Below are 13,452 nucleotides of genomic sequence, written 5' to 3' on the forward strand. Positions count from 1 at the left end.
CCTCCACACCTACAACCACCACCGCTGCCACACCGCACTCGACGGCAAGCCGCCCATCAGCCGCGTAAACAACCCTGCGGGTCAATACACCTAGGCCCTGCTGCTCCTCACCGGGATGTGCGCGGTCGTCATTCTCCTCGGCGCCGCCGGGGACGTCTTCGACGCCGCCCTGGGCCAACTGGCCGACGCGCTCCCCACCACCCAGGTCGGCACCAGCACCTCCGACGAGTTCTGGGGCGTGGTCGACGACCCGATCCGCACCTAAATTGCCCAGCACACCGCCGGCCTCCCGGTCAGTGGCGCCGCCATCTACACCTTCTGGCAGCTCACCGGCCTGGTCGGCGGGTTCATCGGCGCCACCGGCGCCCGCCTCACCTGGACTGTCTGGGGCGCCGCAACGGTCGCGGTCGTGTGGACCACGACCCCCGGCGACGGGCGCACCGTCGCCACCGCCATCGCCGTCCTCGCCTGGACCATCGCCACCACCGCCGCCCTGCGCGGCTGGAGCCTGCGCCCGGTCGTCAACAACTTCCCCGCGCACGCCCAGCCTGCCCCAGTCTTCCAGCCCCAGGTCGAGATCCGGTCCAAAATCCACATCCCCACCGCCCCCGACGACGACGCCCCCAACAACGTCCGTCCCTTCCAGCGCTGACCCCCTGTCGCTCCGCCCGGCGATCCCCACCCCGCAGCCGCGGGTCGGAGCGAGGGCCGGTCAGGCCGACCGGCCTCACGAACCCCTCAGCCCGACCGAGAAGGAGACCCCGTCTTGGCGAGAGCGCCGCCCGTATAGGCGTGATCACCGAGCCCTCAGCCCCGACCTGGTGGAAGGTCGACCGCCACAAGGTCTTCGGCATCAGCGGGCTGCTGATGCCTCGGTTCAGGTCGCCGTTCGGGGAGCCTGCTCGCTCGCGCGGCCTTCCCACACCCCGACGCAATGGGCAAGGTCCTCTGAAAGGTAGACGTGAAACCGGCGTGGTGGGGCGGTGACCGTGGCCAGGTACACCCGTGCGTCTCCTACATCGTGGAGCCCATCCAGAGCCTGTGCCAGGCTCCTCAGTCGGCCCGGATCAGATGCTCCCATCTCCACCATCATGTCCAGCCGGGCGCACCAGATGTCCCACAACGAAGGGGCCGAGGCCGATTTCGAAGAGATCTTCCACCGCGCCCGACAACAGAGCAGCCAGGGCCGCGGGCCCGCTGGTGGAGCCATTGCGGGCCAGAGCAAATCTCAACGCCTCGAATGTCAAATCCGCCCCTCTGGTTTGGCCTTGGTGCTCAGAATCCGTCGCCCCATCCGAAAGTGAGGTTGTACGCGCGCTGGAGTGCGTGTCGGCCGTGGTCCCCGTCGGCGTAGGCCCATACAAGGGCTGCGGAGAACCAGAGCAGAAAGACTCCGCCGACGATGCCCAGAGCGATCAGCTTCCCGTTCCAGCTAAGCAGGACCAAGGCGATGGCCACGATGGCCACGCCGAAGTGGGCTCCCCGGGAGTCGAGCGACGCAGCCTTGCGTGCCTCTCTGCGTTCGGCCCGTTCTGCGGCGAAGCGCTCCTCTCGAACAGACTGCGGTTCGTTCTCGTCGAAGTTCATCTCATCCCCCTGGTCCTGAAGCTACATGGACCCGGTCTACGTCGGCAGAGGAGCACCACGGGGATATGGATCAGGTACGTAGGTCGGTGGTGAAGCGGGGCAGGGTCTCGTAGGTCGGCACGTCGGTCCTGCAGGCAGGAAGAAGCCCCGGCGATGCCAGGGGCGGAGAGTCGGTGACGTGGTGCAAGGGCGGCGTTTTGGGCCGTCGGGTGGGGGACCGGTACGTGTATGTCGCTGGTTGACGGTGGAGTCGTCTGCTGGTGGTTTCCGGGGTGCGTGAGGCGTGTGTGACGGGGTGCCGCGCAGTATTTGCATGGCCTGGCGTTGTCCGCCGGGCGGGCTCGGTGTCGCCGAAAGCTCCCGCCGTACGGGATCGGCTGTGAAGTTCCGGTGAACTCTCCTGCCCCACGGGATCGCGTTTTTGTGCAGGTCAGAGGTGGTGTCTCCTGTGGGGATGTTGAGTGTCGCGAAGGTGCAGAGGCGTAACGCGTGGCGGTACTACGTGCGCGGGGTCGCGTTCGGGGACGGTCGCCGTCCGGTCGGTCAGTCGCTGGAGGACGCCCAGGGGCAGGCCGGCCTCCCGCCTGGGAGGTGGCTGGGTCGCGGCCTGGCCGCGCTGGGGCTCACTGCGGGGCAGACGGTGGCCGAGAGGCAGTTGGAGCTTCTGTTCGGGGAGGTCCGGCACCCGGACGCCGACCGAATGGAGCGCGAGCTCATGGACGACGGCGCCGACGCGGAGACGGCAGGGCTGGCCACCGTCCTCGGTCAGCCGATCGAGGAGATCGAGCAGCGGGGTCAGGTTGCGCTGCTCGGCCTGGACTTCGTGTTCCGGCCGCAGGCGTCCCTGGTTGTGCTGTGGGCGCTGGGGGATGAGAGGACGCGCCGGGTCATCGAGCGGGCGCACGAGCGGGCCGTCGCCGCGACCCTGGAATGGCTGGAGGACGAGGTCGCGGAGATCCGGTGGGCGTCCGGCCGGGAGCGCGCGCAGGCCCCGGCCCTGGTCGTTGCGGCGTTCCGGCACTTCGACAACAGGAACGGCTTTCCCCTCCTGCACGAGCACTGCCTGATCGCCAACCGAGCGCAGCGCCCGGACGGCTCCTGGTACGCGCTGGACACGGTCCGCCTGTACCAGCACGTCGTGGCGGCCGGCACGCTCTACACCCTCCAGATGACGACCGAGGTGTGCGAGGAGCTCGGACTGGCGACGGTGCCGCGGGAGGTGACGCCGGGCCTGCGCCCGGTGATGGAGATAGCCGGGGTCGACCAGGAACTCATCGACTGGTCGGCCACCCGCCGCCGGCGGATCGAGGACGCCCTGGAGGGTCTCACCGACGACTACGTGAAGAAGCACGGCCGGCTGCCCGGCGAGCGCGCCCGCCACGGTCTGGCGTGGTGGGCGGCGCAGGAGACCCGACCGGACAAGAAGACCCCGCGCCCGCTGGATCTGCTGCTCGCGTGGTGGCGTGTCTCCGCGCTCCTGAATTTTGGGCAGCGGATGGTCGACGGGCTACTTCAGCGGTGCCAGGCGGCCGGTGCGGCGATCCACGCCCAGGTGGTGCCACGGGTGGACACCGCGCTCGCCGCCGTCGACGTCGCCGCGGTCGTCTTCACCGTGCGCAACGTCTTCGCCCGCCGGCACGTCCTGGCCGAAGCGCGTCGGCACCTGCTGGAGACCCTGCGCGGCCGCGCGGTCCCGCCCCGAATCGACTGCTACATCGCCAATCGGGCGCTGGAACGCTACGGCCGTCAGCTCACCGTGCCCCAGAAGGGCCGACGGGCCCCGGCCCCGGATCAGCTCACCTATACCGCCGACTTCGCCTGGCCCACCCGCTGGTGGATCGCAGGCAACGATGGGAAGCCGCCCCGTGAGTCGAGCCGGTACGAGCGGGCCCGGGTGGCCAGCCTCACCCTGCAGAACGCGATCCGCGCCGCCCTCACCGCGCCGCCCGCCGTACGCGACGACGCACCGACCGCGTCGGCCGTACCCCCCGACCGCGACCAGGCCGCGCCGCACGCCGTCGACCACCGCGGCCGGGACGCCGCCCTGACTCCGGCGCAGCGAGCCGCCGCCATCTACGTCCACCAGCAGGCCGCGATGCCGCAGGAGTACCTCGAGGGCCGCACGACGGACCCGGCGACGTGGATGACCTCACCGCAGAACCTCGCCCGGATCGCCGCGCTTACCCACGCGGCCGAAGCCCGTAGCCGCACGGTCGAAGAGCAGGCCGACCAGACGAAGCAGGCGACTCAGGTCAAGCAGACCGCGGCCGCCGACGCGGGCGGCCACCAGCAGCGGCACCCCACGGCGCAGCCGGACCAGAGCAGGGGAGCGGGTCCCCGCTGAGGGAACGTTCCACGGACCAGGTGTCCGTGGAACGTCGTCGTGTACGCCTTTGGGTCACTAGTCGCGCCGCAGGACTGGGACCGTCCTGCGGAACAGACAGCGAGGCCGCCGCGCCAGCAGTCGGGAGCAGGTCTGCCGCACGATCGGGTGACATCTGAACTGGCTTGGCTTGCATGGCAGGTGGGAAGGATGTCGCTGTGCCCAAGCCCTATCCCCAGGAGTTCCGCGAGGACGTCGTGCGGGTCGCGAGGAACCGCGGTCCGGGCGTCACGGTCGAGCAGGTGGCCACCGACTTCGGCGTCCACGCGATGACGTTGTGGAAGTGGATGCGCCGCGCGGACATCGACGACGGCGTGAAGCCCGGGACGACCAGCCAGGAGAGCGCGGAACTGAGGGAAGCGCGTCGGCGGATCAAGCTGCTGGAGCAGGAGAACGAGGTCCTGCGGCGGGCGGCGGCCTATCTGTCGCAGGCGAACCTGCCGGGAAAAGGATCTACCCGCTCGTGAAGGAGCTGGCCGGCGACGGGGTGCCCGTCACGGTCGCGTGTCGGGTGCTGAAGCTCGCCAGACAGCCCTACTACCGGTGGCTCGACGAGCCGGTGACCGCAGCCGAGGTCGAGGAGGCCCATCGCGCGCAGGCGCTGTTCGCCGCGCACCGCGACGACCCGGAGTTCGGCTACCGCTTCCTGGCCGACGAGGCCCGCGACGCGGGTGCAGGCATGGCTGACCGCACCGCCTGGCGGATCTGCCGGGACAACCAGTGGTGGAGCGTGTGCGGCAAGAAACGCGGCCGGGCCAAGAAGGCGGGCCCGCCGGTCCACGACGACCTGGTGAACCGCGTCTTCACCGCGACCGGCCCGAACCGCCTGTGGCTCACCGACATCACCGAACACGCCACCGGCGAGGGCAAGCTGTATCTCTGCGCGGTCAAGGACGCCTTCAGCAACCGCATCGTGGGCTACTCCATCGACGCCCGGATGAAGTCCCGCTTGGCAGTGACCGCCCTGGACAACGCCGACGCCCGGCGACAGAGCGTCGCCGGATGCATCCTGCACAGCGACAGAGGATCGCAATTTCGCTCCCGGAAACTCGTCCGGGCCCTCGGCCGCCACCAGATGGTCGGCTCGATAGGAAGAGTTGGGGCGGCCGGCGACAACGCGGCCATGGAGTCCTTCTTCAGCCTGCTGCAGAAGAACGTCCTCGACCGACGCACCTGGTCCACCCGCGAGGAACTGCGGATCGCGATCGTGACCTGGATCGAACGGACCTACCACCGACGCCGCAGACAAGCCGCCCTCGGCCGGCTGACCCCCGTCGAATACGAGACCGTCATGACCACGCCGGCTCTTCAGGCCGCGTGACTGAACCTGTCACCCAACGCTGCATCAGACCCTCGTTGAGCCGCGGGTCGGTGTTGGCCAGGTGGGTGTAGGGACGCCGACGCCGACCGGATCATCGCGGCCGTTCTCGCCTTCGACGACGACGCCGAGCACCCCCTCGGCCAATGGGTCCACACCCGCCAGACCGCCCACCGCTTCTGCCTCCTGGGCCCGGCCGAGGCGCACATCGAGAAACTGCGGGTCCTGCGGGACCTCGGCGTCGACCAGTTCCGTGTACGACATGCACGGCGCACGGGAGGCCACGATCGACGCGTACGGCTCCGACGTCATCCCGTCGTTCGGCTGACTCCCGCGCGCGGCGCGGGGGGCCCCCCCCCGCGGGGGGCCCCCCGCGGGGGGCCCCCCGGCCCCCCCCCCGGCGGGGGGGGGCCCCCCCCCGGGGGGGGGGGGGCCCCCCCCCCCCCCCGCGGGGCCCCGCTGTGGATCCCGCAGGCCCTCAGCCGCCGGGAGCGGCTCTCAACCGACGCCCGATCTGCAGGTCCTTGTCGAGCGTGCTCAGGCGGACGGGATCCCGGGTCTCGTCGAGCACGATCACGTGCAGTACGGCGCCGACGAGGGAATCGTCGGCGACCGAAGGCCAGACAGGGGTCTTGGTCTGATCGATGAAACCCCTGCTGCCGTCCGGCGATTCGACCTCCAGGCCCCAAGGTCGTACCGCGGTAACGGTGACGTCTGTTTCGCCGTGCAGGACGAAGTCCATCTCGGTCATCCCTTCTTGCCCTGGAGCCACTCGCGGTGCACCGTGAGCTCGTTGAATTCCTTGATCTTGCCGATCGGGATCACGAACTCGATACGCACGCTTCCGCCCGGACCCTGCCGGTCGTACCGCTCCGCGTACTCGCCGAACTTGGCGAGGAACTCGGGAGCCATGTCGTAGCGGATCATCCCATCGGCGTACGGACCCGCGCCAGTTCCCACGTACTCTGCAGCGATACTGCGCTCGCCGAAGTAGACCGCCGCGTCTCCGGTGGTGTGTGAGGCGGGGTTGGGGCCGTTCTTCTTCTCGTACTCCTTGTCGACCATTTTCGGGGTGCGGTAGATGGAGAGGCCGATCTCCGGACAGTCGTCGTCCCCCTTGGGTTTGTCCTTGCCCGCGGCCGCCATGCGCATGAGGGGCTGCGTGTGGGAACCCTTCCGCGTGTCCTTGTCCTTGTACCGGTCCGCCAGGCAACCGGGGATGCCTCGCTGGACCTTCTCGACGATCTTTTCGCCCTTGGAGACAATCCCCTTGGCGCGGGTGATCTTGTCGAGGAAGGCGTTGATGCCCGCGACGGCCTTCGCGATCCGCGGGATCTTGCTGGCGATCTTGAGGGCCTTGACCGGGCCGAGGTTCTGGACGATGGCCCACAGGCAGGTGGGGATGTCGGGGTCGTCTATGCAGGCTTTGATGTCCTCCAGGAAGAGCTCGACAAGGATCTCCCCGCCGTTTTCCAGCAGGTAGTCGATGAGGTTCTGCCCGGCGAGGGCACGGGCGGCGGCCAGTTCGTCGGCGGTGATGCCGGCCTCGTCGAGCGCCTTGCGTTCAAGGTCCGTCGGTGTGACGGGCGGGGCGGTCGAAGGCTCCTTTGTCCTGGCGGCCTCCTCGCGTTCCTTGCGTTTCAGCTCGCGCTGGTACTCCTCGGCCTTCTTCGCGGCGGTGTCGGCGTCGCGGGCGTGCTGGGCGGCGTTGGTGGCCGCGGTCTCCGCGGCTTTGGCGTGTTTCTCTGCGGATTCGGCGAGTGTGGCGGCGTCGGCGGCGTCCTTCTCCGCCTGGGTGGCGGCGGCCTGGGCGGTGCTCGCCTCCTTCTCCGCCCGGGTGGCGGCGGCGGCCGCGGCCGTCGCCTGGTTCTCCGCCTGGGTGGCCGCGGTACGGGCGCGCTGCGCCTCGGCCTCGGCCTGGGTGGCGGCGTTGCGGGCCGCCGTCGCGTCCGCGAACGCGGCGTTCGCGGACTGGCGGGCCTGCCGGGCGTCGGTCTGGGCCTGCGCGTCCGCCTGATGGGCGCGGGTCGCAGCCGCCCGGGCCTTCGTACCGTCCTGCACCGCCTGAGCCGCCGAGGCCATAGCGGCGGCCGAGGAACGCGCGGCCTCCGCCGTGGAGCGAGCGGCCGCCGCGGCCGCCTTGAAGGCCGGGGCCACCTGGGCGTTCGCCCGGTTCGCCGCTGTCTCGGCGGCTTCCGCCGCTTTGCGGGCCTCCGCCGCGTTGGCCTGCGCCGAGGCGACTTGCTCCTGGCCCATCTTCAGCGCCCCGTTCGCCACCGCGAGCGCGAAGTCCGCGCCGATGTCCGTACCGGAGAACGGGGCGACCAGTGCGATGGCGTTGTTCGCCGGGTCGGCGATACCGGCCGCCGTCGTACGGGCCGCGGAGGCGGCCTGGACCGCTGCGGAGGCCTGGAGCTGGGCCATGGCCGCCTCACTGGCGGCGCCGTCGGCTTCGTCACGGGTACGGCCGGCGGCCTGGAAGGCGTGGTTCGCGTGGATCGCGGCGAGTCCGGCCAGCCGGGAGGCCTCGTGGGCGGCGATGCCCGCCCGGCCTTCCTGTGCGGTGGCCTCGGCCGCCTTGGTGTTCGCCCGCTGAGTGGCGGCCCGTGTCAGGGCGGCCTCGCGCTCGGCCGTGTTCGCCGCGGCGTTCGCCGCGGAGGCCGAGGCTTCCGCCTTGTTGGCGGCGGCGTTCGCGCGCGAGGCGTGTGCCGACGCCTCACTTGCCGCCGCCCGTGCCCGGGCAGCGGCGCCGGAGGCCTCGGTGGCCGCGGAGCGCGACCTCTGCGCCGCGTCGGAGGACTCGTTGGCGGCGCTGCGGGAGGTCACGGCCGCCCTGCCGGAGGCGTTCGCGTCCGACCGTGCCTGGTCCGCGGCCTGCCGGGCCAGCTGGTAGTCGGAGGTGCCGCTCACCGCGGCGGCCAGTGCCTCGGTGGCCTTGGCCCGGGCCTCGTCAGCCTTGTACTGCCGCTCCGCCTCGAAAGCGGCGTCGCGGGCCTGGCGGGCCCGGGTCTCCTCGTCCTGGGCGTGCTGGGCCAGCCGGGAAGAGTTGCCCTCCTGGGTTGCGGCGTGTGCGCGCATCTCGGCCGCGGTGGTGGCGGCGGCCTGTGCCTCGGCCCGCTTGGCCGCGGCGGTACGCGCCTCCGCGTCGGCGCGGGACCGCGCCTGCGCGGCCACCTGGTTCTCGCGTTCGGCGCGTTCGCGGGCGGCCGCGGCCAGCTCGCGTTCGCGTTGGGCGACGGCTTTCTGCTCGGCGGCGATCTTGGCCTGCCGCTCGGCTTCGATCCGGGCGTCGCGGGTCTTCTTCGCGTGCTCCCAGGCCGAGCTCTCGGCCTGCTCCGCCTCGATCCGGGCCTGGCGGGTCTTCGCCGCGGCGTCCGCCGCGGTCTTGGCCTGCTTCTCGGCCTGACGGGCGAGTTCGGCCGCGGCCTTGGCGTGCTGGTCGGCGTTGGCTCGCCACGCCTTGGCCTGGTTCTCGTGTAGCTCGGCGCCGTTCTGCGCGTTGAGGCCGGCCGCGTTCGCGGCGGAGGCGTCGACCGCGTGCTGGGCGGTCTGCGCAGCCCGCGACGCGGCGTCGGAGGCCGCGGCGATGCCGGCCGCGACCTCGGCCCACTGGACCCCGTGGGTCAGGCCGGTCTCCACCAGGATCTCGGCCTGCACCTTCGCCTGCCCCGACGCCACCTGAGCCTGCTTGGCCGCGGTGTCGGCGAAGCCCACCTGGCGGGCTACGTCCTTCTTCACCTCGGAGTAGTCCGACAGGCGCTTGCCCGCCCTGTCCGCCGCCAGCATCCGGTCGGCGTCACGCGAGGCGGAAGCCGCCATGCTCATGGCATTGGAGGCGTTCTTCAGGGCCCGGACGGCGTCCCCGTGCGCGGTGATCAGTTTGGTACGGGCCTGGGCGGCGCGGGCGGTGTTCTCGGCCAGCTTGCGCAGCCGCTCCGCCGCCTCCAGAGCGTCTTTCTGCGCCTGCTCGTGTGCGGCCCGGTCGTCGGCGTCCAGCTGCGCGGCAACTTGGTAGCCCTTCTCCAGGAACTCGGCGATCGCCTTGTCGTCACCGGCGGCCAGCGCCGCCTGTGCGGCGCGCTTGACCTGCGGCCCGCCGATCACCGCGAGCGTCTCCACCCGCTTGCGGTTCTCGGCCGCGCGCTGCCGCTCGTTCTGCTCCGTGGTCTTGTCGCGCTGTCGGGCGATGTCCGCACCGAAGGCGAGGAAGTCCGCGCGGTCCCGCGCGGTCCCGCCGAGCACGCGCTCGACCTCGGCGTTGAAGTGCGGGCCGCCGGTGCCCCGCATGGCCTCGATCGTGCGCCGGTTCTCGGCGTCGGCCGTGTTCCGTTTGTCCTTGGCCCGCTGGCGCGCCTCGGCCTGGCCGCGTTCCAGGAACTCCCGGATGGCGTTCGGGTCGGTGCTTTCCAGGGCCTTGCGAGCGGCTTCGCGCACCTCCTCTTCCTCGTCGAACTCGACGTAGTCCTGGACAAGTTGCCGGTCGCGCTCGTCACTGATCCGGTCCAGTTCGGACCGGGGGGCCACGGGCGGGGCGGCTGCCCGCGCCCGGGCGATCGCCGCGTTTCCGCGCTGGACGCGGTCCAGGTTGGCCACGTCGAGGGCCGCGGCATCCGGTCGCTCGGCGCCGGTGGCGGAGGCCTGTCCGATCAGGCCCGTGAGCAGGGCCACGGCCATCGCCGTGGAAACAGCTCTGGCGGCCGTGCGCACGTGGCCGGGCCGCCGTCTTCCTGTGCTCGGACGGAATACCTCATTCATTGAAATTCCTTTGAAGAGGATGAAATGTCTGTTGATTGGGTGCGGAAAAGCGAGGGGTGGCCGAAGGCAGGGGGGCAGTCAGGGCGCCGAGGCGCCGGGTGCCCGCCCCGCTCGGGGGTGGGCACCCGCTGTCGTCCCCGGGTACCGGCCGGGCCGTCCGCCCCGCGCTTTTGGCGGGCGGGTCCTGCCGCGCTCACGCCGGAGGGGCGGTCAACTCCGCGTGCGGGTAACGCCGTTGTTCGCCTGGCGCAGGATCTCCTGCCAGAAGGCGGCGGCCTCGGCCGCGTGCTGCTTCTCGTTGATCCAGGACTGCTCGTTCTCCCGGGCGGGGTCGGCGATGCGCTTCCACAGCTCCCCCGCCCCGCCCTGGGCGAGTGCCTGGACGTCCTTCCATGTCTCTGCCTGCCGCACCGTGTGGTCGCGCTCCGACTGCCAGGAGGTGTCCGCCGCGCGGGCGTGTCCGGCCACGGCCTCCCAGGCGCGTTCCGCCTCGGCGCGGGCCGCCGCGACGTCGGACGCGTCGCGCAGCGCCTCCTCGGCCGACGTCGCGGCCTTCAGCAGCAGGGTCAGCGTCCGGTGGTGCAGGACTTCGGACTCCGCCGTGCGCAGCCGGTGGCCCTCCAGGTCCACGGCGGCGCCGGTCACCCAGCCGAAGCCGTAGAACTCCCGGACCTCCTCGTCGGTCGCCCCGGGCCGCAGGGCCCACTGTGCCGAGACCCGGACATGCTCTCCCGGATCGTTCGCGGCCACCGTCCGTACGAAATCCCGGTCCCGCTCCTGTATGGCCTGCTGTTCCGCCGTCGCCGCCTCGCGCGTCGTACGGTCGGTCAGCTGTGCCCGGACGTAGCCGGTCTTGACGAAGGCGGTTCGGTCCGCGTCGGAGCCCTTGAGGGCCCGCTCGGCAGCGGTGCGCGTGTTCGGGGCGAAGGAGACCGGGTGGGTGCGTACGACACGCTCGCAGAACAGGCGGTTGCGGGTACGGGTGTCCCGCAGCCGCTGTTTGGCCGCTTCGTAGCCTCCGCCCGGGCCGAGCCAGGCGGTGATCGCCGCGTCGCCCTCGGCCTGGCGCAGCGCGTTCCACGCCGAGGTGCGCAGCTCCGCCGGGAGCCCCGACAGTGCGATCCGCCGTACCTCTTCCCGGGCTCCCGTCGTCGCGGCGGCGACGGCCGCCTGGGGTCCTTCGGCCTCGGCGGGTGCCGACGGGGCCGTGGCGGATCCCGTCCGTACGACACCGGGCGGCCGCGAGGCGTCCTGTGCGTACGCGGCGCCCGCTCCGAAGGCCGTGGGTGCAGATGCCGCGAGGGCTGTGAGGACGGCCAGCGCGGTCCGGGCGGCCTTGCCCACGCGCGGGCGGGCCTTCGCGCCCGTCACGGGGTGAGGGGAAGCGTGATCACCCAGGCCGGGTGGGCGTTGAGGAGGTCGCGCGATTCGCTGTAAGCCCCGGACGTGAACAGCCGCGCTTCTTCTTCTTCTTCTTGGCATGGTGCTGTGAATCCCCCTTAGGAACGTTCCGGATCGTGAACCGTCTCGCAGCCTCAGAAGCGAAGAGGCTGCCGGGATCCTTGGGGAACCGGCGGTGGCCGTCACGGCGGCGGCACGGCGAACCGGCCTGCCCACACGACGCGAGGTCGTGGAAGACGGGCGTCGGAACGTGCGGCAGCACGAAGACTTCCCTCTGTGGTGGGCTCCCCCGGAACCCGTTGAACGGCGGTGCACGTGGCAGGGCGGAATCGATAACACCCGCCACAAAGAAAGTGGTTGGTCAAGCCACCTACATCGACATTACCAAGGCAAAGAGAAAACAAGAGCTCGATTTTCAGCCACCCCGTTTCGGCCCGCCCGACCACCCTGACCCCACACCGCAGCCTGCGGCCCGCGGATCACATCCTTGAGACCGTCGACTGCGGGATGCCGGTGGCCGCAGCCATCGACCTCGTCAACCAGTACGTCCTCGCGGTAATCTTCCATGGGATACCCCGGCCGCGACTCGACGGCCAACACCCGTCCAGACCCTGCTCCGGTAAACGCCGCCGCGAGCGTCGCGGCCGCCTTGATGCGGACCGTCGCCTCAGGATGACGGCCCCGCCGGGCATACCTCCATGGGGGAGTCGCGAACGCCTGCGGCCCGCGCCGCTCAGAATCGGCCCAACTCACCCCGCCCACCGACGCCCCGACCCGCGTCGACACGGCGCGAACAAGACAGGTGGAGTCGCTGGACGGTGACCGAGAGCCCATGCAACTCCCCCTGCTTCACCGGAATCCAGGCCATGAGGTGAGTGCACGTCGGGCGCACCCCGGCCGCTGGCACACCCCTTGAGTGGCGAAAAATAGCCCTTTGCTTCCTTCGGCACCTGCCGGTTACGGTTCCGATGATCATTCAACGGGGTGAGGCGCCGGAGGGGACGGGCGAGGTGTTGACCGCACTTCGCCGGGCCGGGCGAATCCCGCGTACGTTCGTATTCCGGGGGGAAACATGAGCCGTGAGTCTGCGTGCCCAGGCTGCACGATGACCCAATCCGTCGCCGAGTCGCCCCACGGGCGGCCGACCGGCATCGCCGCGCCCGCGAGCTTCCTCACCGGCTGAGAGCCCGAGCCCGGCCGGCTCCTCCGGGGGCGCGCCCGGCAGCGTGCCGCCGCGCGAAGGTGTGAGAACTCTCGTACGCGTACCCGATCCTCCCCACACCCCGGCCCGTAGCCGTACCGGTGACGCTGCGTGGCACCTCCTCCATCGACGCGTCGCGATGCGCCCCGCCGCATCCGCGTCGGACATCCCAGCACGAAGAGAACGGATCCCATGAAGTTCCAGACACTCCGCTCAGCCCTGGCGGTCGGTGCCGCCGCGACCGCCCTCGTCGCAGGGACAGGCACCGCTCACGCGGCCCCCTCCACGCCCGCGCCCGCCGCAGCCACGGCCGGCGGCATGGACACGCAGCTCGAGGTGAAGTACGGCAGCCAGTGCCTCACGATCGCAAACGGAAGCCTGCGCAACGGGGCCCACGCCATCTCGGGTACCTGCGACAGCACCGCGCTCCACCAGGTCTTCAAAGCGAGGGCAAGCGAGACGTCAGGCTTTGAACTGGTCGCCGGCCACAGCGGCCGTTGCCTCACTCACCGGCCTTCGGCGAAGGCCGATGTCGTACAGGATTGGTGCAACGGCTCCACCGGCCAGCGCTGGGCGATGCAGTTCCTGGAGGGCGCCGAGCAGAACCGTCTGCAGCTGCGTCCGGTCGATGCCCCCAGCGATTGCCTGACCATGGGAGGAACCCCCGCAGGGGAGGAGCCGACGGCCTACGTCGTGCAGTGTTTCAACAACATGCCCAGCCAGGAATGGCGTCTCGCCTTCGTCAACTGACGCCTCCCGGCGACTCGTTTTCCGCAGTTCTTGAACGCATTGTGTCGCCGGTTCACG

At 71.0% G+C, this 13,452-nt stretch carries 9 protein-coding genes and 1 pseudogene; 6 read left to right on the forward strand and 4 right to left on the reverse strand.

The window, feature by feature from the left end; all coding sequences use genetic code 11:
- The first annotated feature begins 115 nt into the window (after positions 1-115).
- Positions 116-265, forward strand: a complete 150-nt coding sequence (locus ACZ6S8_RS36365; RefSeq protein ID WP_469462280.1) for a hypothetical protein — start codon at positions 116-118, stop codon at positions 263-265.
- A 144-nt stretch (positions 266-409) separates the two neighbouring features.
- A complete protein-coding gene (locus ACZ6S8_RS36370; RefSeq protein WP_469462281.1) occupies positions 410-652 on the forward strand; it encodes a hypothetical protein in 243 nt (80 codons plus the stop codon).
- 623 nt (positions 653-1,275) lie between these two features.
- Here ACZ6S8_RS36370 and ACZ6S8_RS36375 read toward each other — a convergent pair.
- Positions 1,276-1,587: a hypothetical protein gene (locus ACZ6S8_RS36375; RefSeq protein ID WP_469462282.1), complete on the reverse strand. Its 312-nt coding sequence runs from the start codon at positions 1,585-1,587 to the stop codon at positions 1,276-1,278.
- Positions 1,588-2,059: 472 nt separating this feature from the next.
- On the opposite strand from ACZ6S8_RS36375, the gene mobF reads away from it, so the two are divergent.
- From mobF to ACZ6S8_RS36390, 3 genes and pseudogenes are all read left to right on the forward strand, one after another.
- Positions 2,060-3,931 (forward strand): MobF family relaxase, encoded by a 1,872-nt coding sequence (gene mobF, locus ACZ6S8_RS36380; RefSeq protein ID WP_469462283.1) that lies wholly within the window; start codon positions 2,060-2,062, stop codon positions 3,929-3,931.
- 197 nt (positions 3,932-4,128) lie between these two features.
- A protein-coding gene (locus ACZ6S8_RS36385) for an IS3 family transposase (protein ID WP_469462285.1) occupies positions 4,129-5,291 on the forward strand; the annotation gives its coding sequence in 2 pieces (ribosomal slippage) (positions 4,129-4,413 and positions 4,416-5,291; 1,161 coding nt in all).
- Positions 5,292-5,462: 171 nt separating this feature from the next.
- Positions 5,463-5,616 (forward strand): annotated as a pseudogene (locus ACZ6S8_RS36390) (TIGR03842 family LLM class F420-dependent oxidoreductase); the annotation flags it as partial.
- A gap of 150 nt (positions 5,617-5,766) precedes the next feature.
- Here ACZ6S8_RS36390 and ACZ6S8_RS36395 read toward each other — a convergent pair.
- The 3 genes from ACZ6S8_RS36395 to ACZ6S8_RS36405 all read right to left on the reverse strand — a co-directional run bounded on the left by ACZ6S8_RS36395 (position 5,767) and on the right by ACZ6S8_RS36405 (position 11,414).
- A complete protein-coding gene (locus tag ACZ6S8_RS36395) occupies positions 5,767-6,039 on the reverse strand; it encodes a hypothetical protein (protein WP_469462286.1) in 273 nt (90 codons plus the stop codon).
- A complete protein-coding gene (locus ACZ6S8_RS36400) occupies positions 6,036-10,043 on the reverse strand; it encodes a coiled-coil domain-containing protein (RefSeq protein WP_469462287.1) in 4,008 nt (1,335 codons plus the stop codon). Before ACZ6S8_RS36400 ends, ACZ6S8_RS36395 begins: the two co-directional genes overlap by 4 nt.
- Before the next feature lie 210 nt (positions 10,044-10,253).
- Complete coding sequence (locus ACZ6S8_RS36405; protein ID WP_469462288.1) at positions 10,254-11,414, reverse strand: hypothetical protein; 1,161 nt, start codon at positions 11,412-11,414, stop codon at positions 10,254-10,256.
- Between the two features lie 1,423 nt (positions 11,415-12,837).
- Between ACZ6S8_RS36405 and ACZ6S8_RS36410 the strand changes: the two genes are divergently transcribed.
- Positions 12,838-13,395, forward strand: a complete 558-nt coding sequence (locus ACZ6S8_RS36410; RefSeq protein WP_469462290.1) for an RICIN domain-containing protein — start codon at positions 12,838-12,840, stop codon at positions 13,393-13,395.
- The last annotated feature ends 57 nt before the right edge of the window (positions 13,396-13,452 follow it).

The organism is Streptomyces sp. NPDC048461 (assembly GCF_055587105.1).